Annotated in this window: 20 protein-coding genes; 2 read left to right on the forward strand and 18 right to left on the reverse strand. The window is 72.4% G+C overall.

Going from position 1 to position 17,504, the window contains the following annotated elements; translation table 11 throughout:
• Positions 1 to 18: 18 nt before the first annotated feature.
• The 9 genes from BLQ34_RS06695 to infC all read right to left on the reverse strand — a co-directional run bounded on the left by BLQ34_RS06695 (position 19) and on the right by infC (position 8,901).
• Positions 19 to 807 carry a class I SAM-dependent methyltransferase gene (locus BLQ34_RS06695; RefSeq protein ID WP_091783176.1) on the reverse strand — a complete coding sequence of 263 codons (789 nt, stop codon included), beginning with the start codon at positions 805 to 807 and terminating at the stop codon, positions 19 to 21.
• 157 nt (positions 808 to 964) lie between these two features.
• Positions 965 to 1,678, reverse strand: coding sequence for an SDR family NAD(P)-dependent oxidoreductase (locus tag BLQ34_RS06700; protein ID WP_231961478.1), 714 nt, complete (start codon positions 1,676 to 1,678; stop codon positions 965 to 967).
• A gap of 17 nt (positions 1,679 to 1,695) precedes the next feature.
• Positions 1,696 to 4,239, reverse strand: a complete 2,544-nt coding sequence (gene pheT / locus BLQ34_RS06705) for a phenylalanine--tRNA ligase subunit beta (protein WP_091783182.1) — start codon at positions 4,237 to 4,239, stop codon at positions 1,696 to 1,698.
• Positions 4,239 to 5,345, reverse strand: a complete 1,107-nt coding sequence (gene pheS / locus BLQ34_RS06710; protein WP_091783185.1) for a phenylalanine--tRNA ligase subunit alpha — start codon at positions 5,343 to 5,345, stop codon at positions 4,239 to 4,241. The genes pheT and pheS overlap by 1 nt, the downstream gene beginning before the upstream one ends.
• A 202-nt stretch (positions 5,346 to 5,547) precedes the next feature.
• Complete coding sequence (locus BLQ34_RS06715; protein ID WP_231961479.1) at positions 5,548 to 6,663, reverse strand: sensor histidine kinase; 1,116 nt, start codon at positions 6,661 to 6,663, stop codon at positions 5,548 to 5,550.
• Between the two features lie 10 nt (positions 6,664 to 6,673).
• Positions 6,674 to 7,471 carry a TrmH family RNA methyltransferase gene (locus BLQ34_RS06720; RefSeq protein ID WP_091783188.1) on the reverse strand — a complete coding sequence of 266 codons (798 nt, stop codon included), beginning with the start codon at positions 7,469 to 7,471 and terminating at the stop codon, positions 6,674 to 6,676.
• A 34-nt stretch (positions 7,472 to 7,505) separates the two neighbouring features.
• Entirely contained in the window at positions 7,506 to 7,883 is a 378-nt protein-coding gene (gene rplT / locus BLQ34_RS06725) for a 50S ribosomal protein L20 (protein WP_091783191.1), read from the reverse strand.
• 80 nt (positions 7,884 to 7,963) lie between these two features.
• Positions 7,964 to 8,158 (reverse strand): 50S ribosomal protein L35, encoded by a 195-nt coding sequence (rpmI, locus tag BLQ34_RS06730; RefSeq protein ID WP_091783194.1) that lies wholly within the window; start codon positions 8,156 to 8,158, stop codon positions 7,964 to 7,966.
• 98 nt (positions 8,159 to 8,256) lie between these two features.
• Complete coding sequence (gene infC / locus BLQ34_RS06735) at positions 8,257 to 8,901, reverse strand: translation initiation factor IF-3 (RefSeq protein WP_091789440.1); 645 nt, start codon at positions 8,899 to 8,901, stop codon at positions 8,257 to 8,259.
• 304 nt (positions 8,902 to 9,205) lie between these two features.
• On the opposite strand from infC, the gene BLQ34_RS06740 reads away from it, so the two are divergent.
• Positions 9,206 to 9,556 carry a DUF1844 domain-containing protein gene (locus tag BLQ34_RS06740; protein WP_091783197.1) on the forward strand — a complete coding sequence of 117 codons (351 nt, stop codon included), beginning with the start codon at positions 9,206 to 9,208 and terminating at the stop codon, positions 9,554 to 9,556.
• 30 nt (positions 9,557 to 9,586) lie between these two features.
• Here the strand turns inward: BLQ34_RS06740 and BLQ34_RS06745 are convergent, their stop codons facing one another.
• Positions 9,587 to 10,687, reverse strand: coding sequence for a hypothetical protein (locus BLQ34_RS06745; RefSeq protein WP_091783200.1), 1,101 nt, complete (start codon positions 10,685 to 10,687; stop codon positions 9,587 to 9,589).
• A gap of 113 nt (positions 10,688 to 10,800) precedes the next feature.
• Positions 10,801 to 12,033, reverse strand: coding sequence for an MFS transporter (locus BLQ34_RS06750; protein WP_231961480.1), 1,233 nt, complete (start codon positions 12,031 to 12,033; stop codon positions 10,801 to 10,803).
• Between the two features lie 98 nt (positions 12,034 to 12,131).
• Here BLQ34_RS06750 and BLQ34_RS06755 point away from each other — a divergent pair, with 98 nt between their 5' ends.
• Entirely contained in the window at positions 12,132 to 12,467 is a 336-nt protein-coding gene (locus BLQ34_RS06755) for a DUF952 domain-containing protein (protein WP_091783203.1), read from the forward strand.
• A gap of 122 nt (positions 12,468 to 12,589) precedes the next feature.
• Here BLQ34_RS06755 and BLQ34_RS06760 read toward each other — a convergent pair whose 3' ends face one another.
• Genes BLQ34_RS06760 through BLQ34_RS06790 form a run of 7 tightly spaced genes read right to left on the reverse strand, consistent with a single transcriptional unit; the run spans position 12,590 to position 17,503 of the window.
• Complete coding sequence (locus tag BLQ34_RS06760; RefSeq protein ID WP_091783206.1) at positions 12,590 to 13,330, reverse strand: SseB family protein; 741 nt, start codon at positions 13,328 to 13,330, stop codon at positions 12,590 to 12,592.
• On the reverse strand, positions 13,327 to 14,073 hold the full coding sequence (gene priA, locus BLQ34_RS06765) for a bifunctional 1-(5-phosphoribosyl)-5-((5-phosphoribosylamino)methylideneamino)imidazole-4-carboxamide isomerase/phosphoribosylanthranilate isomerase PriA (RefSeq protein WP_091783208.1): 747 nt from the start codon (positions 14,071 to 14,073) through the stop codon (positions 13,327 to 13,329). Before priA ends, BLQ34_RS06760 begins: the two co-directional genes overlap by 4 nt.
• Positions 14,070 to 14,474: a hypothetical protein gene (locus BLQ34_RS06770; protein ID WP_091783211.1), complete on the reverse strand. Its 405-nt coding sequence runs from the start codon at positions 14,472 to 14,474 to the stop codon at positions 14,070 to 14,072. Before BLQ34_RS06770 ends, priA begins: the two co-directional genes overlap by 4 nt.
• Entirely contained in the window at positions 14,471 to 15,109 is a 639-nt protein-coding gene (hisH, locus tag BLQ34_RS06775; RefSeq protein ID WP_091783214.1) for an imidazole glycerol phosphate synthase subunit HisH, read from the reverse strand. Before hisH ends, BLQ34_RS06770 begins: the two co-directional genes overlap by 4 nt.
• Entirely contained in the window at positions 15,106 to 15,732 is a 627-nt protein-coding gene (locus BLQ34_RS06780) for a hypothetical protein (protein WP_091783217.1), read from the reverse strand. The genes hisH and BLQ34_RS06780 overlap by 4 nt, the downstream gene beginning before the upstream one ends.
• On the reverse strand, positions 15,729 to 16,367 hold the full coding sequence (gene hisB, locus BLQ34_RS06785; protein ID WP_091783221.1) for an imidazoleglycerol-phosphate dehydratase HisB: 639 nt from the start codon (positions 16,365 to 16,367) through the stop codon (positions 15,729 to 15,731). Before hisB ends, BLQ34_RS06780 begins: the two co-directional genes overlap by 4 nt.
• Positions 16,364 to 17,503 carry a histidinol-phosphate transaminase gene (locus tag BLQ34_RS06790; RefSeq protein WP_231961481.1) on the reverse strand — a complete coding sequence of 380 codons (1,140 nt, stop codon included), beginning with the start codon at positions 17,501 to 17,503 and terminating at the stop codon, positions 16,364 to 16,366. Before BLQ34_RS06790 ends, hisB begins: the two co-directional genes overlap by 4 nt.
• Between the last annotated feature and the right edge of the window lies 1 nt (position 17,504).

The raw sequence follows: 17,504 nt of genomic DNA on the forward strand, positions 1-17,504 counted from the left end.
GGCACGACGCGCGCTCGACTAGTGCGGCTCGATCTGCCGGGCCAGCCAGCGACGACCGCGGCGCACCAGGGTCGGACTTCCTGACGGCGTGGTCACCCGGTCCCCGGTCCGGACGAAGCGCGCCATCTTCTGGCCGGCCGGGTGGCCCCAGTCACCGATGTAGTGGTACTCCCACGGACCGAACTTCGCGGCCCACGCGAGGTCGTCGGAGTAGTGCCAGAAGACGTTCTTCTCGTTGAAGAACGGCTTGCCACGCTTGGACGGGACGACCTGGTCGATCGGCGTCGAGGCGGGTCGCATGAAGAAGGTCGCGTAGAACGAGCCGCCCTCACGCATCGCCGGCGCCAGCCGGTGCAGGCACAGCCTGATGTGGTTGAGCGACACGTGCGTGAACACCGACTGGGCGATCGCGTAGTCGAACGGCACCCCGAAGTTCGCGTCGAAGCGGTCGTTGGCCCGCAGGTTGGCCATCGGCAAGCGGGCCCGCTGGGCGTCGCTCAGCTCCACGTCGTAGCCGGCCTGGATCAGGCTGTGGTTGGCCTCGACGGCGTAGTAGTGCGCCGGCTCGAGGTAGTCGATGAAGTGCCGGCCGGCCCGGAACGGCCCGCAGCCGATGTCGACCATCCGGTGGTGCGGCAGCAGGCCCTGGCTGCGCAGATAGTCCAGCTGGTGCTCACCATGGGTGTCCCAGACACCACCGATGAACTTGCGGTGCGCTCCCGCCTCGATCTCTTCGGGCGTGAACTCACGGCCGGAGTAGTCCGGCTGCTCACCGGCGGTCTCGACCCGGTGTTCGATGATGCTCATTGGCGCCTCCACGGTCCGGGAGCACCCTAGTGGCGCGGAGGCCCGCTGAGAACCGCCTGTGCACGATGGGGTCTCGAGTCACAGCTGGTTGTCCTGGCCAGTGGGCGGGGCACCGGCTGTGGCCCGACGGCACAGAAGTGCGCAGTTCGGGCCTGGGTCAGGTGAGCGGGTCGTCGTCGCCCCAGCGGAGCAGACCCAGGGTTCGGTCCGACTCGGCGAGGCCCTGGGCGGCGCGGGCCTGCAGCGACTCCGGGGTGTCGATGCCGGCCCGCACCATCCGCCCGTTCCAGTCGTCCAGCTCGCCCCGGGCGATGGCCAGCAGCAGCTCGGCCACCACCGCGGGCTCGGTCCACTCGGTGCGGTCGCGGTGCGCGTCCATGGCCTCGGTCATGTCGGTGCGCACCACCCCGGGGGCGAGGTCGAACGCTCGCACCCCCCGGTCGGCGTTGAGGCCGGTCGCCGCGGTCAGCCTGGCCAACGCGCCCTTGCCCACGTTGTATGCGGTGGCGATGTCGTAGTTGCGGTAGGCCGCACCCGAGTTGATGTTGACGATCCGCCCCGACCCGGCAGCCACCATGTGCGGGAGCACAGCGCGGGTCATCAGGTAGGGCCCGCGCAGGTTCACCTCGACGGTCTCCCACCACTGGTCGGGGTCGCTCTCGAGCAGGCCCACCTCACGGTCGATCACGCCTGCGTTGTTGACCAGCAGGTCGATCCGTCCGTGCCGGCCGACCACGTCGGCGACCCACCGCTCCACGGCTGCCCGGTCCGTGACCGGCGCCACCGCGCGCGAGCCTCGCTCGACGGTATACCCGGCGTCCTCGAGCGCGGCGGAGAGGTGGACACCGATGCCCCGCGAGGCACCGGTCACGACAGCGACGGGAGACGTCACCGCTGGCTCGCGCCGGCTCGGGCAGCGGCCTCGGCCACGGCTCGGTCGCGCAGGGCACTCACCTCGTCGGTGGTGAGGGTGCGGTCGGTGGCCCGGAAGGTGAGCCGGTAGGCCAGCGACTTGCGACCCTCGCCCACCTGCTCGCCGCGGTAGACGTCGAACAGCACGACGGACTCCAGGCTCTCACCGGCGCCAGCGCGCAGCGCCGACTCCACGTCGCCCGCCGGCACAGCTTCGTCGACGACCAGCGCGACGTCGGTGTGCGCCAACGGATAGGTCGACAGCGCGGTCGCGTCGAGCGGGGTGCCGGTGGCTGCCACGAGGACGTCCACGTCGAGCTCCCCAGCCACGGTGCGGGCCGGCAGCTCGAGCGCGCTGGTGACCTTGGGGTGCAGCTCGCCGGCATGGCCGACGACGGTGCCGTCCGCGAGAGCCAGCTGCGCGCACCGACCCGGGTGCCAGGGCGCACGGTCCGCGGCGGACACCACGAGCTCGAGCCCGACCGAGCGGCCGACCGCGAGCGCCCAGGCCACGGCGTCGGAGGCGTCGGCCGACCGGGCCGGACCCCAGGGTCCGCCCCGCTCCAGCTCACCAGCCGCCGCGTATGCCGCGTGGCGCGGCTGCGCGGGCACGGCACCGAGGATGGCGGCCAGGGTGGCGTCGTCGGGCCGCTGCTCGATCCCGGGAACGGGCGCGCTGGCGGGCTCGCTGCCGGCTCTCGTGACCAGGCCGACCTCGTAGACCGCCACGTCCCGGGTGCCGCGAGCGACGTTGCGCCGCAGCGAGTCGAGCAGCGTGTCGAGGACGGAAGTCCGCATCAGGGGGGCTTCGTCGGACAACGGGTTGACCAGCCGGACGGTCGCCCGGCGCTCGTCGTCGGCCGGCAGCCCGAGCCGGTCGAAGAGCGACGGTGCGACGAACGGATAGCTCAGCACCTCGACCAGGCCCTGGTGCGCGAGGGTCGTCGCGATGACCCGGCGGATCCGCTGACCGTGGGTGAGGCCACGCCCGGCGGCCTTCGGCTGGGGCAGCACCGACGGGATCTGGTCGTAGCCGCGCACCCGCGCGACCTCCTCGACCAGCTCGGGCCCGTCGGTGAGGTCGGGGCGCCACGACGGGGGCAGCACCGAGACGTGGTCGCCTTCCAGGAGCTCGACTTCACAGCCGATCGCGCGCAGGGTGGCCAGCACCTCGGCACGCGGGTAGTCGAGCCCGATGTAGCGGGTGGGCAGGGTCGTGTCGAAGTCGAACGCCTCGGGCACGTCGCGGAGGTCGACGTCGGTGACGCCCCCGTCAGCGGCGCCACCGCCGTGCCGCACGAGCAGGTCGACGGCGAGCTGGGCGGCCACGGCGGTGACGGCGTGGTCGACCCCACGCTCGAACCGCTTGGACGCCTCGGTGGTGAGCCGGTGCCGGCGCGAGGACCGGGCGACCGTGACCTGGTCGAAGTGAGCCGCCTCGATCAGCACGTCGGTGGTGCGGTCGGTGACCTCGGAGGTCGCACCGCCCATCACGCCGGCGATGGCCAGCGGCGTGTCCGCACCGTCGACGATGAGCAGGTCCTCGGGGTCGAGGGTGCGCTCGACGTCGTCCAACGTGGTCAGCTTCTCCCCCGCTCGCGCCCTGCGCGTGCCGACCGAACCGGACAGCGTGTCGAGGTCGAACGCGTGCAACGGCTGGCCGAGCAGCATCATCACGTAGTTGGTCACGTCGACGGCGAGCGAGATGGGACGCATGCCCACCTGGGTCAGTCGCTTCTGCATCCAGCGCGGGCTCGACGCCTTGACGTCGACACCGCGCACGACCCGCGCGACGTACCGGTCGCACCCGACCCGGCCGGCAATCGGTGCGTCGTCGGTGAGGTGCACCGCATACCCGCGGTCGTTGGCGCTGGGCACGGCGCCCACCGCGGCCGCGGGGTCGCGGAAGTCGGCCCCGGTGGACAGCGCGTACTCGCGCGCGATGCCGCGCAGCGAGAAGCAGTAGCCACGGTCCGGGGTGACATTGACCTCGACGACCTCGTCGGCGAGGTCGAGCAGGGCGATCGCGTCGTCGCCCGGCTTCAGTCCGGCAGCAGCCTCGGCACCGAGCAGCTCACCCAGGACGATGATCCCCGAGTGGTCGTCGCCGAGGCCGAGCTCGGCCTGGCTGCAGATCATGCCGTTGGAGATGTGGCCGTAGGTCTTGCGCGCCGAGATCTCGAACCCGCCGGGCAGCACCCCACCCGGCAGCACGCAGACGACGAGGTCGCCGACGCCGAAGTTGTGCGCGCCGCAGACGATCTCCTGCGGTTTGCCCTCGGTCACCTGCTGGCCGTTCTCGCCGACGTCGACCGTGCACCAGTTGATCGTCTTGCCGTTCTTCTGCGGCTCGGGAACCACCGACAGGACGCGACCGACGACCAGGGGCCCGGCGATGTCACCGCCGTGCAGCCCCTCCTCCTCGAGGCCCACGCGGACGAGGGCAGCGGCGACGTCGGCACCGGTGTCGTCCGCGGGGACGTCGGCGAGCTCACGCAGCCAGGACACGGGGGCGTGCATCAGATCTCCATTCCGAACTGCTGGGAGAAGCGGACGTCTCCCTCGACGATGTCGTGCATGTCGGCGACGTTGTGGCGCAGCATGAGCGAGCGCTCGATCCCGAGGCCGAAGGCGAAGCCGGTGTAGCGGTCGGTGTCGACGCCGGCCGCGCGCAGCACCCGCTGGTTGACCATGCCCGACCCACCGAGCTCGATCCAGCCGGTGCCACCACAGGTGCGGCACTTGTCGCCGTCGATCGTCCCCGAGCCACCGCAGACCCAACAGCGGCAGTCGATCTCGGCGCTGGGCTCGGTGAACGGGAAGTAGTTCGGCCGCAACCGGGTCACGATGCCCTCGCCGAACAGCCGCTGCACGAACGCGTCGAGGGTGCCCTTCAGGTGCGCCATCGTGATGCCTTCGTCGACGACCAGGCCCTCGAACTGGTGGAAGACCGGGGTGTGCGTCGCGTCGAGGTCGTCGGTCCGGAACACCTTGCCCGGACAGAGCACGTAGATCGGCGGCTCCCGGTCGAGCATCGTGCGGACCTGCACCGGCGAGGTGTGGGTGCGCAGCACCAGCCCCGAACCGGCCGGCTCGACGAAGAAGGTGTCCTGCTCCTGACGAGCCGGGTGGTCGGCGGGGATGTTGAGGGCGTCGAAGGTGAGCCACTCGGACTCGACCTCGGGACCCTCGGCGATCTCCCAGCCCATCGAGACGAAGATGTCCTCCACCCGCTCGGACACCAGGCTGATCGGGTGGCGAGCGCCCAACGGACGACGCGGCACCCGCACGGTGAGGTCGACGGTCTCCTCGACGAGGATCCGGCGGTCGCGGTCGGCCTCCAGCTCGGACTGGCGGGCCGCGAGGGCCTGCGACACCTGCCCGCGCGCCTGGCCGATCCGCTTGCCCGCCTCCGCCTTGGCGCTGGGTGGCAGCGCACCGATCTCCCGGTTGGCCAACGCCAGCGGGCTCTTCTCCCCCTGGTGCGCGAGCCGCGCGGCCTTGAGCTCCTCGAGCGTGGTGGCCGCGGTGATCGCCGCACGCGCCTGGGCCACGGCCTGCTCGACCTCGGCGGGGTCGAGCGCGGCGACCTCGACGGGGTCGTACTGCTTGTTGGGTCCTGACATGTCTTCCACTCTGCTCGTCGGCTCGTCGGCGGCCACCGGGGGCAGGGTTCCGGCAGGCGCACCGAAGTCTATGGTCCGCACGGAGGCGACCTCGGGTGCGGGTTCGGGTGCGGGTTCGGGTGCGGGTTCGGCTGCGGGGGTCGGCCTTCGGGACGGAGGCCGTCGGGCCGGGGCGGGGGCCGTCGGGCCGGGGCGGAGGCCGTCAGGCCAGGTAGTCCGGGGGCTCGGAGGGCAGGCTCAGCCGGAACTGCGCACCCCCGGTCGGGCTCTCCTCGACCCGGACCCGCCCACCGTGCGCCTCCACCAGGCCCTTGACGACGTAGAGGCCGAGCCCGGTGCTGCCGCGCCCGGACCCGTGCCAGAACCGGCTGAAGACCAGGTTGCGGTGGTCGGGCGCGATGCCCTTGCCCTGGTCGGACACGAGCAGGTCGACCCCCACCGCGGGATGCCCGCGGTCGGGGCCGTCGGCGCCGTCGGCGGAGGCCCGGGCGGCGCCCAGCGTGACCACGCCCTCGCCGTGGCGGATGGCGTTCTCGATCAGGTTGGACAGGATCTGGTCGAGGCGGTCGGGGTCGGCCCAGACCTCGGGCAGCTCGTCGGAGACCTCGATCGCGAACCGGTCGCGCTCGAGGCCACTGGCGACGGCCCGCTCGACGTGGCGGTGGAAGACGGCGCCGACGTCGATGGGTAGTGGGCGCACCTGCAACCGGCCCGAGTCGATCCGCGAGACGTCCAGCAGCTCGGTGATCAGCCGGGTGACGCGGTCGGCGTCGGCCTCGATGGTCTCGAGCATCAACCGCTTCTGGTCGTCGGTGAACCGGTCCCAGCGCCGCAGCAGCGTCGAGGAGAACCCCTTGACCGAGGTGAGCGGCGAGCGCAGCTCGTGGGCCACGGTGGAGATGACCGCGGCGTTCTCGGCCTCGGCGCGTCGTCGGTACAACGCGTCGCGCATGAGGATGTTGACCCGGTTGACCGGCTGGTTGCGGCCCGGGCGAAGGTACTTCGCGGTGACGAGGACCTCACGCCCGTTGTGCCGCAGCATCAACAGCTTCTCGCGGTGACCCGTGCGGATCCGCAAGCCGTTCCACGGGTCGGTGGCCGCCCACCAGGACGTGCCGTCGCTGTCCTGCAGGTCGACGGCCTCACGGATGTCGGCTCCCACGAGCTCCTCGCGGGGACGGCCGAGGATGCGGGTGGCCCGGGTGTTGAGGAAGAGGATCCGCCCGTCACCGTCAGCGGCCACCAGCCCGTCGGGGATCAGCTCGGCCGCGATGCCGGCGGACTCGTTGTCCATCAGCATGCCCGGCTTGAAGTCCATGCCGCCGACCTTAACGGTTGTGTGCCGCCGCGGACGCGTAGAGGCACACCGTGGCGGCCATGGCGAGGTTCAGCGACTCGGCGTGGCCGTAGATCGGCACCCGCACGACCTCGTCGCACAGGTCGCGGACCTCGGGCTCCAGGCCCCAGGCCTCGTTGCCCATCACCCACGCGTGCGCCGGGCCGAGGTCGACGTCGGGCAGCAGCGTCTCACCCACGCCGTCGGCGGCCAGCACGCGGATGCCCGCAGCCCGCAGCCGGGCCACCGTCTCGTCGACGGGCAGACCGGTGACGACCGGCAGGTGGAACAACGAACCGGCGGTGGAACGCACCACCTTGGGTGAGTGGACGTCGACCGACGCGTCGCTGACGAGCACCGCGTCGGCACCGGCTGCGTCGGCACCCCGGATCACGGTGCCCGCGTTGCCCGGGTCGCGCACGTGGGTGAGCAGGACGAGCAGTCGCGGCCGGGTGGCCAGCACGTCGTCGAGGTCCGCGGTGACCGTCGTGCACACGGCCGCCAGCCCCTGGGGGGTGGGGGTGTCGCACATCGCCGCGAGGACCTCGTCGGTCACGTCGTGCAGGTGGAGCTGCGCCGCCAGCGCCGTCTCGACGATGTCGGGGTGACGCGACCGTGCCTGCTCGGTGAGGTAGACGTCCACGACCCGCTCGGGGTGGTGAACCACCGCCTCGCGGACGGACTGCGGCCCCTCGGCGAGGAACCGGCCCGTCCGCAGACGCACCGAGCGCCGGGACAACGCCCGCACCGCCTTGACCCGATCAGCTCGGGGGTTGGTCAGCGGGGGCATGTCCCGGCGCGTCGGAGAGGAGTGAGTCGTCGACTCAGGCGCTGGCCGCGGCGGTCGCCGGCACGTTCGCGCGGGCGATCTCGACGAGCGCGGTGAAGGCCGCCTCGTCGCTGACGGCGAGCTCGGCCAGCATGCGACGGTCGACCTCGATCTCCGCGGCCTTGAGGCCCTGGATGAACCGGTTGTAGGTCATGCCGTTCGCGCGGGCCCCGGCGTTGATCCGCTGGATCCAGAGGCGACGGAAGTCACCCTTGCGGGCGCGACGGTCGCGGTAGGCGTACCCGAGGGAGTGGGTGACCTGCTCCTTGGCCTTGCGGTAGAGCCGCGAGCGCTGCCCGCGGTAACCGCTGGCGCGCTCGAGGACGACCCGGCGCTTCTTCTGGGCGTTGACTGCCCGCTTCACGCGTGCCACGTGAGTTCTCCTTGCTGTGTTGGTCTAGCGTCCGGAACTGCTGTGCTGAGCCCGGCGGTGCTGGTGGGGGTGGGCTCGGCTCAGCGGCCGAGGAGCTTCTTGACCTTCTTGGCGTCCGGCTTGGACACCTCGACGTCGTTCGCGATCGAGCGGGTGTACTTCGAGGACTTGTGCTCGAGGTAGTGGCGGCCGTTGGTCTGCTCGCGCATGACCTTGCCCTTGCCGGTGATCCGGAACCGCTTCTTGGCACCGGAGTGCGTCTTCATCTTCGGCATGGCTGCCGATCTCCTTGCTGTCGATGCGCTCGCCGGGTGGGGCGGGCGACTGTTCGGTGGTTCGGTGTTCGGGTCGTTCGGGGTGCTGCCGGGGGGGCTCAGGCCTGGTCGGCGGCGACCGCCGGGGCCTCTGCGACTGGCGTGGCCTCGACGGCTTCCGGGGCCGCGTCGGCCTCGGCGCCGGCCGGAGCGGCCGAGGTCCGGGCGCGGCGCTGCTCTGCCATCGCCTCGGACTTCTTCTTCGTGGGGGCCAGGACCATGATCATGTTGCGCCCGTCCTGCTTGGGAGCCGACTCGACGGTGCCCAGCTCGAGCACGTCCTCGGCCAGCCGCTGCAGGAGCCGGAAGCCCAGCTCGGGCCGCGACTGCTCGCGTCCGCGGAACATGATCGTCACCTTGACCTTGTCGCCGCCCCGGAGGAACCGCTCGACGTGGCCCTTCTTGGTGCCGTAGTCATGCGGGTCGATCTTCGGGCGGAGCTTGATCTCCTTGATGACCGTGTTGACCTGGTTCTTGCGCGCTTCGCGAGCCTTCAGCGCCGCTTCGTACTTGAACTTGCCGAAGTCCATGAGCTTGGCGACGGGGGGCTTGGCCATCGGGGCCACCTCGACGAGGTCGAGGTCAGCCTCGGCGGCCAGACGCAGTGCGTCTTCGACGCGCACGATGCCGACCTGTTCTCCGTTGGGGCCAACCAACCGCACCTCGGGTACCCGGATGCGGTCGTTGATGCGAGGTTCGCTGATGTTGGTGCTCCTCTGTTGGAAGTTCACGCTGTGGATGTCACGGTCCGGCCGCTACAACGAAGAAAGGCTCCCCGTCGCCGTTGCGCGGGAAGCCTCACCTGTCCGTCACGGCCCCTCCGAGGGGAGGTATGTCGCGTGGCTCGCGCCCGCGGCATACACCTCGGTGACTCCGTGGACCCGGCAACCGTGAGGTTGACGCGGGTGGAAGCGGTGCTGCTTCACTTGCACACCGGGCCCGGTGCTGGGCAGCCCTCACAGGTCACCCGACGATGGACACGGCCGGTCGATCTGCAAGGCTACCAGCGTGAGCGCCGAATCTCCCAATCCCGAGCAGGCCACCCGCGACATCGCCGAGGTGCCGGCCGTCGAGGTGATCACCACCGCCGCGATCCACCTGATGAGTGCCGCCGCGGTGAAGTGCGGGCTGGCGGACGGGCCGGACGCGGCGGAGCAGCTCGACCTCGACGAGGCCCGTCGGCTGATGACCGCGCTGGCCGGGCTGGTGACCGCGAGCGCCCCTGACCTGGGCAGCCAGCACGCCGCTCCCCTGCGTGACGGCCTGAAGTCCCTGCAGCTGGCGTTCCGGGAGGCCTCGGTCATCCCCGACCCGCCCGGTCAGGGCCCGGGCGAGAAGCTCACCGGCTCGGTCGTCTGACCCCACCGGCCGAACCGGTCCGGCGTGGCCTCAGCCGAGGTCGCGCACCGTCGTCGAGCCGCGCGGCTCGCTCCCGCCGTGCTCCGCGTACTGGGTGGCGCCGGACTCGTAGGTCTGCACCAGCTGGTTGCCGTGCAGGGCGATGCCCTCGGCCATGTTGGACGGCACCTCGATCGTCTCGCGCTCGCCCGTCACCCGGTCGATGCGGGTGAGCAGGCTGTGCTCGGCGTCCCGGCCCTCGGACCGGGAGACGTAGACGTAGTCGTCGTTCACCGCGATGCCCTGCATCTCCTGCTCACCGGTGACCACCGAGCTGGGGGTGGCCGAGACGCTGCCGTCGGCGCCGACGTCGTAGGTGTAGATGCTGTCGGTGTCCTTGCCGTTGAACTGGGCCGTCCACAGCTGGCCGTCGTGGTAGGTCACGGTGCTGTAGCCATCGACCGGGAAGCTGCCGTGCACCTGGGCGATGTCGCCGCTCTCGGCCGCCCGGATCTCCGAGAGCGAGTAGAGCTGCACGTGGCCGGCCCCCGAGACCCAGACGTGGTCGCCGTGCACTGCGACGCCGCCGTAGTGGTCGAGTCCCTCGAGACGCACCGTGCTCAGCACCTCACCGGTGGCCGAGTCCTGGATCACGAGCAGGCCGTCGCGGGTGTCGTGGGCGTTGTACATCGTGGTGATCAGCAGCCCGCCTCCGGCGTCGATCGCCAGGCCCTGTGGGGTCCAGGGCGAGCCGGCCCCGAACAGCCGCCAGAGGACGTCCATCGGGCGCAGCGGCGCGTCGGGATCGAGCGGGATGTCGACGCCGTCACGCTCGGAGGTCTGGTCGAGCGGCGTCGCGGGGTCGTCGCCGTGACCGTCAGAGACCGCGCTCGTCTCGACCTGTGCCTGCAGCTCGGCATAGAGCTCCGCCGTCAGCTCGCGGACCCCGGCCGCCGCAGACTCCACGTCGTGCACCATGGCGCCGGAGCGCCGGCTGAAGGCCGCTGCGTCGGGCCCGGTCCAGACCGGGCGCAACGTCGTCACGGCCTGCTGGACGTCGGTCGCGGCCTCGTCGAGCCGACGGGCCTGGGTCCTGAGGCGCCCGGCGATGTCGCGCACGCGGTCCTCCCGCATGCCGAGCTTGTCCTCCACGGTGCCCCCAGTCGGCAGTTGCCAGTGTGTCGCCGCAGGCTACCGGCCGGTCGGGCACCCGCCCATGGGGAGCGCTCCCCCGCGCGCCGGGGCCCGTGCCTCCCGCGGGTGGGTCAGACCTCGGCGGCCGCGCGGGTGCGGGCCGCGGCGCGGCGTTCGGTGGCACGGCCCGAGGTGGCCGCCGCACCCAGCAGGGCGACGACGAGGCCGGTCGTCGCGACGACGACGAACCCGGCCTGCCAGTCGAACCGGTCGATCGCGAACCCGGCGAGCGGCGCACCGAGGGCCATCCCGCCGGTCATGAACGACCCGTGCCACCCCATCGCCTCGCCGCGCGCCGCTCCCGGGACGACCCGGCTGACCTGGTCGACCGTGGCGGTGATCGTCGGGGCGCACAGCAGCCCGGCGACGAAGGACAGGACCGCGAGCGACGCGGTGCCGAGAGCCAGGGCCATCGGCACGGTGACCAGGGCCAGACCGCCGAGCAGCCAGAAGGCCGACACGGACCTCTTCATCCCGCCGTAGACCAGCCCACCGAGCAGCGAGCCGAACCCCCACACCGCCAGCACCCAGCCGATCGAGGACTGGGCGTCGAAGTCGCGCAACGCGGCGACGATCGCGATGTCGGTGCCGCCGAGCACGAGCGTCGTGGCTGCAGCGGCGAGACAGATCACGATGAACCGGGCGCGGAACCACCCGGACCGGGCGACGGGGACGGCCTGCGCCGGCACGCCCTCGTCGTCCACCGCGGGGCCCGCCTCGTCGTGCAGGACCGGGTTGGCGAACCACAGGAGCACGCCGGCCAGCACGCCGAGCATCTCGATGACGAAGAGCACCCACTGGGTCGGCCACACCGTGGCGGCCCACACGCCGGCAGCCGGCCCGACCATGAAGGACATCTCGACTGCGACCGAGTCGAGCGAGATCGCGGTGCGACGGTCGTCCTCGTCGACGGCAGCGATGACCGCCTGCCGGATGATGGAGAAGGACGGGATGACGAAGAGGCCGGCGAGCGCGGCCAGGCCCAGCAGCCACCAGTAGGCGACGAAGGGCGCGATCGACCAGCACACGGCCGCGACCACGATCGAGGGCACCACGACGCGACGCAGCCCGCGGCGGTCGAGCAACCGCCCTCGCCACGGCCCGCTGATGGCGATCGCGATGGTGGCCGCCGCGGACACCAGACCGGCCTCGGCGTAGGCCCGGCCGAGGTGGCTGACGACGTGGAGCGTCAGGACGACTCCCCCGGCGAAGATCGGGACGCGCACCAGGAAGCCCAGCACCAGCGCCCGCCGCAGGGCGGCGATGGCGAGGACGCGACGGTAGCGGTCGTTGGCGATCTGCACCTGCCTACTCTGGCACTGGCCACCGACACCGGCCAAACCGATTTTGGTCCTGTCACCAGGTCCTGTCCCGCCGATGGTCGCACCGGTAGGTTCGGCAGGTGACCATCTACCACCTCGCCGAGCCCGAGCACTGGGCCGCCGCCGTCGCGTCCGGGACGTACGCCCAGTCGACCCGGGGCCGCACGATGCAGGAGGAGGGCTTCATCCACTGCTCGTCGGACACGCAGTGGCCGGTGGTCCGACGGGCCTACTACGGCGACCTCGCCGGCCCGTTGCTGCTGCTGGAGATCGACGAGGCCCGGCTGCCCGAACCACCCGTCGTGGAGGTCGGCAACCCGACCACCGGCGAGACCTTCCCCCACCTGTATGCCGCCCTACCGGTCGACGCTGTCGTGCACGTCACCGAGCTCGCCGCACCCCACGACACGGACTGACCCGGCGCGCTGGGACCGGTGCCCTGGGCCTCGTGCCCGGGACAGGAGCGCCCGGACGGGAGCGCCCGGACGGGGAGCGCTCGGACGGGGAGCGCTCGGACGGGCGCGCTCGGGCGGCCGCGCTAGGAGATCGAGAAGGCGAGCCCGTCGATCCGGGCCCGGATCTCACCGTCGGTGGCCAACCGCTCCCCCACGGCTGTCGCGACGGCCTGGACCGCAGCCGCGCCCAGGCCGGGCCGCAGGGTCAGCCCGATCCGGAGCACGCCCTCACCCGGACCACCGGGACCGACCTCGTGGGCCACGACGGCTTCCTGCTCGCGGACGGCTGCGGCCACGGCCCGCTGGACGGTCTCGTCCTCGTGGGCCGGCAGCCAGGCCCGCTGCTGGGCCAGCGCCCAGACCATGCTGGGGCGCAGGGCCACGGTCGCCGGACCGGCCACGTCGACGACGATCACGTCACACCGTTCGCTGACCGCCGCCTGTCCGGCTCGGGCCGCGGTGACGGGGACCGGGCGCGCCTGCGGATCCCAGGCGACGATCGCGGCCAGCGAGGAGAACACCGGTAGGGCGCGGGTGCCGTCCGGCGCCACCAGCGTCACCGCTGCCATGTCGGTCTGCTTCTCGACCGCGAGCCCGCGGGCGGCCGTGTCGCCCGAGTCGTCCACGGACACCGGCTCGGCGACGATCGGCACGAGCAGCCGGGCCGCGCCGATCGCCGACAGCAGCCGGACCTCGTCGGCGGGGTCCGCGAGCGCTGCGGTCAGGGCCGGGTCGGCCTCGCCGGTGTCGTCGTCGAACCCGGTGCCACTGAGCCCACGGCCGCTGAACGGGGTGCCGGCGGAGTCGTGGGTGGGACCGGTCAAGGCCGCCCCGCCACGTCGAGTGCGTCGGGCAGCGTGAACGCGCCCCGATAGAGGGCCGACCCCACGATGGCACCCTCGACACCGTGTGGGACCAGCTCGCGGATCGCCTCGATGTCGTCGAGCGTGGACACCCCTCCGGAGGCGACCACAGGGCGGTCGGTCCGCGCGCAGACCTCGCGCAGCAGGTCGAGGTTCGGGCCCTTGAGCATGCCGTCCTTGTTGACGTCGGTGACGACGTAGCGGGCGCAGCCCTCGCCGTCCAGCCGCTCGAGCGTCTCCCAGAGGTCGCCGCCGTCCTTGGTCCACCCGCGGGCTGCGAGGGTGGTGCCGCGCACGTCCAGACCGACCGCGACCCGGTCGCCGTGCTCGGCGATCGCGGCTGCGGTCCACTCCGGGTCCTCGAGGGCTGCGGTGCCGAGGTTGACGCGTCGGCAGCCGGTCGCGAGGGCGGCTTCGAGGGACTCGGCGTCGCGGATGCCTCCGCTCAGCTCGACGCGGATGTCGAGGCGCCCCACGATCCCGGCGAGCAGCTCGCGGTTGGAGCCCCGGCCGAACGCCGCGTCGAGGTCGACGAGGTGCAGCCACTCGGCGCCCTGCTCCTGCCAGGCGAGAGCGGCCTGCCACGGGTCGCCGAACTCACCGCCGCTGCCCGCCACCCCCTGCACGAGCTGGACGGCACGACCGCCCTGGACGTCGACGGCAGGCAGGAGCTCGAGCCTCGGGCTGGGAGCTGGGGCGCTCATGGGGTGTCCTCGGTGGGTCGATTCGGTGGAGTGGGTGACGCAGGCTCGGGGGCTGGCGCAGGCTCGACGGCTGGTGCCGGCTCGGTCGGTGCTGCGGGCTCGGCCGCGTCGTGGCGTCGCCCCTGGACGTAGAGGTAGCCCCCGACCAGCACCAACGCCAAGAGCACCAGGCCGATCCGCACCGGCCAGGACGCGTCCAGCAGCAGCGTCACGCCGAGCGTGCCGAGGGCGGCACCCACCGTGGTGGCCACCTTGGGCTGGGTGCGGCGAGTGGCCGGGCTGGTGCGCCGGCGTCGGCTGGCGCTGGTCGACCTGCGGGCCGACGTCCTGCGGGCGGTCGACTTCCTGGCGGTCGTCGTGCGCGCGGTGGACTTGCGCGGGGTCTTCCTCGTGGCGTTCACAGTGAACGCACCCAGTTCTCCAGGAGGGACAGGCCTGCGTCCCCCGACTTCTCGGGGTGGAACTGGGTCGCGGTGAGCGGACCGTTCTCGACGGCTGCGACGAACGGCCCGCCATGGTCGGCCCAGGTGACCTTCGGAGCGACGGCCGCAAAGGCGCCGGCGGGCTCTTCGAGCGTCCAGGACTGCACCGCATACGAGTGGACGAAGTAGAAGCGCTCGGACTCGACTCCCGCGAAGAGCGTGGAACCGGCCGGGACGGTGACCTCGGACCAGCCCATGTGCGGCACCACCTCGGCCCGCAGCCGGGAGACCGAGCCGGGCCACTCGCCCAGGCCCTCCTGGGGCGACCCGCTCGGCTCGTCGGAGCCGTCGAACAGCACCTGCATGCCGACGCAGACACCCAGCACGGCTCGACCCCCTGCGAGCCGCAGGTCGATGACGGCGGGTCCGTCCGCGGCCCGCAGGCCGGCCATGCAGGCGTGGAAGTTGCCGACCCCCGGGACGAAGAGGCCGTCGGCGGCCAGCGCCGCGGCCCGGTCACCGGTGAGCTCCACCTCGGCGCCGACGTGCTCGAGCGCACGGACCGCCGACCTGACGTTGCCACTGCCGTAGTCGAAGACGACCACGCGGCTCATGAGTTCTCCTCCAGCTCGGTGCGGTGCCGGGCCTGCTCGGCCATCCGCGCGTCGAAGCGGGCGACCGCCTGGGCGGTGGGGGCGACGACCTGGCCGCGCAGGCCCACCCCCGGCCCGACGAGGTCGGCGCCCGGCAGCGCCAGCGCCGCCAACAGGTCGGTGAGGATGCCGTCAGCCCGTCCGTCGCGACCGCCGACGACCTCGGCGACGGCTCGGGCGTCCCCCGGCCGGCCGGCCGCTGCCAGCAGGTCTGACGGCCTGGCCAGCTCCAGCCCGGGAGTCCGCACCAGACCCACGCCCGGCTCCCAGACCAGCCAGCGCAGCGCACTGCGCCAGCCGGGTCCCTGGACGGTCACGACCGCCCGGCCGTCGATCGTGAAGAAGCCGAGCGCGCTGCGCAGCCGGCGCGGCACCGGTCGCGCCGCGAGCAGCGTGACCGCGTCGTCGTAGGGCGGCTCGGCCCTCGACGAGCGCTCGGTGGGCAGCACCGCGGTCCACGCGCCCAGCTCGACGACCTGGCAGGCGACCTGCCCGCGGCGCACCCACGTCGACACCGGTCCGGTCCCGCCGCTCACCAGGAGCAGTCCGCGCGCCTCCTGCGCGGGCTGCCACGGTGCGCTCACGTGGAGAGGCTGCCCTTCGCGCTGGGGATGCCGGTGACCCTGGGGTCACGCGCGACGGCGGCGCGCAGGGCCCGTGCCACGGCCTTGAACTGGGCCTCGACGATGTGGTGGGGGTCGCGCCCGGAGAGCACCCGCACGTGCAGGGCGATCCCGGCGCGCCCGGCGAAGGACTCCCAGACGTGCCGGGTCATCGAGCCGGTGAAGTGCCCGCCGATGAGCACATAGGCCTGCCCCTCGGGCTCGCCGGTGTGCACGACGTAGGGGCGGCCGGCGACGTCGACGACGGCCTGCACGAGCGCCTCGTCGAGGGGCACGGTGGCGTCGCCGAACCGCGAGATGCCGCTCTTGTCGCCGAGCGCCTCGCGCAGGGCGTCACCCAACACGATGGCGACGTCCTCGACGGTGTGGTGGACGTCGACGTCGACGTCGCCGGTCGCCCTGATGCGCAGGTCGATCAGCGAGTGCTTGGCGAGGGAGGCCAGCATGTGGTCGTAGAAGCGGACGCCGGTCGAGATGTCGGACTGACCGGTGCCGTCGAGGTCGAGCTCGAGCTCGACACTCGACTCCGACGTCGCACGGCTCAGCGCAGCCCGACGGGCGGTGCCCCCGGGCTGCGGGCCACTCTCCTGGGTCACGGCGCACTCCTGTCCTGCTCAGGTCGGGCGACCTGCGCCATGGCGGCGAGGAACGCACCGGTCTCGGCCGGGGTCCCGGCCGTGACACGAAGATAGTGGGGTATCCCGACGTCGCGGACGAGCACACCCCTGTCGAGCAGCTCGCGCCAGGTCTGCGGGGCGTCGTCGAGCCCACCGAACAGCACGAAGTTCGCGTCACTCGCGACGGGGTCGAGCCCGAGCTCGGCCAGGCCGACGACGATCCGGTCGCGCTGCTCCTTGATCACCTCGACGGTGGCGAGCATCTCGGGGGCGTGCCGCAGGGCTGCGAGCGCGATCGCCTGGGTGGGGGCGGACAGGTGGTAGGGCAACCGCACCAGGCGCAGCGCGTCGACCAGCGCGGGGTCGGCGGCGAGGTAACCGAGCCGCCCGCCGGCGAACGCGAACGCCTTGCTCATCGTGCGGGTCACCACGAGCCGGGGCCGGCCGGCCAGCAGGGTGAGCGCGCTCGGCCTCCCGGGGCGGGCGAACTCCTCGTACGCCTCGTCGACGACGACGACGGCTCGTTCCGCCGCGGCATACACCGCTTCGACCACGTCGAGTCCGAGCGCGGTGCCGGTCGGGTTGTTCGGCGAGCAGAGGAACACGACGTGCGGGTCGTGCGCGCGGACCTGGGCGACCGCCGACTCGACCGTGAGGTCGAAGGGAGTGCCGCCCTGCCCGCGCAGGCCGTCGACCCACGTGCTGCCGACCGACCCGCTGATGATCGGGTGCATGGAGTAGGCGGGGGTGAAGCCCAGGGCTGTGCGCCCGGGGCCGCCGAACGCCAGGACGACGTGCTGGAGCACCTCGTTGGAGCCGTTGCCGGCCCACACCTGCGCCGGGTCGATGGCGGTGCCCGACGAGGACAGGTATGCCGCGAGGGCGGTGCGCAGCTCGGTGAACTCCCGGTCGGGGTAGCGGTTGAGATCGGGCGCCACCGCAGCGACGGCGGCGGTGATCTCGGCCACCACGGCGGGTGGGACCGGGTAGGAGCTCTCGTTGGTGTTGAGGCGCACCGGCACGTCGAGCTGCGGTGCCCCATAGGGCTTCTCACCACGCAGGTCGGCACGCAGCAGGGCGGTGATGGCGCCGTCAGCGGTCGCGGGCACGCTCACG

Source organism: Pedococcus dokdonensis, assembly GCF_900104525.1.
Classification (GTDB): Bacteria; Actinomycetota; Actinomycetes; order Actinomycetales; family Dermatophilaceae; genus Pedococcus; species Pedococcus dokdonensis.

Excerpts from the sequence above, each read along its gene's own strand:
- pheT (WP_091783182.1), bottom strand. The coding sequence starts at position 4,239 with ATGCACGCCCCCGTGTCCTGGCTGCGTGAGCTCGCCGACGTCCCCGCG.
- BLQ34_RS06715 (WP_231961479.1), bottom strand. The coding sequence starts at position 6,663 with ATGGACTTCAAGCCGGGCATGCTGATGGACAACGAGTCCGCCGGCATC.
- priA (WP_091783208.1), bottom strand. The coding sequence starts at position 14,073 with ATGAGCGCCCCAGCTCCCAGCCCGAGGCTCGAGCTCCTGCCTGCCGTC.
- rpmI (WP_091783194.1), bottom strand. The coding sequence starts at position 8,158 with ATGCCGAAGATGAAGACGCACTCCGGTGCCAAGAAGCGGTTCCGGATC.
- BLQ34_RS06695 (WP_091783176.1), bottom strand. The coding sequence starts at position 807 with ATGAGCATCATCGAACACCGGGTCGAGACCGCCGGTGAGCAGCCGGAC.
- pheS (WP_091783185.1), bottom strand. The coding sequence starts at position 5,345 with ATGTCAGGACCCAACAAGCAGTACGACCCCGTCGAGGTCGCCGCGCTC.
- hisH (WP_091783214.1), bottom strand. The coding sequence starts at position 15,109 with ATGAGCCGCGTGGTCGTCTTCGACTACGGCAGTGGCAACGTCAGGTCG.
- BLQ34_RS06720 (WP_091783188.1), bottom strand. The coding sequence starts at position 7,471 with ATGCCCCCGCTGACCAACCCCCGAGCTGATCGGGTCAAGGCGGTGCGG.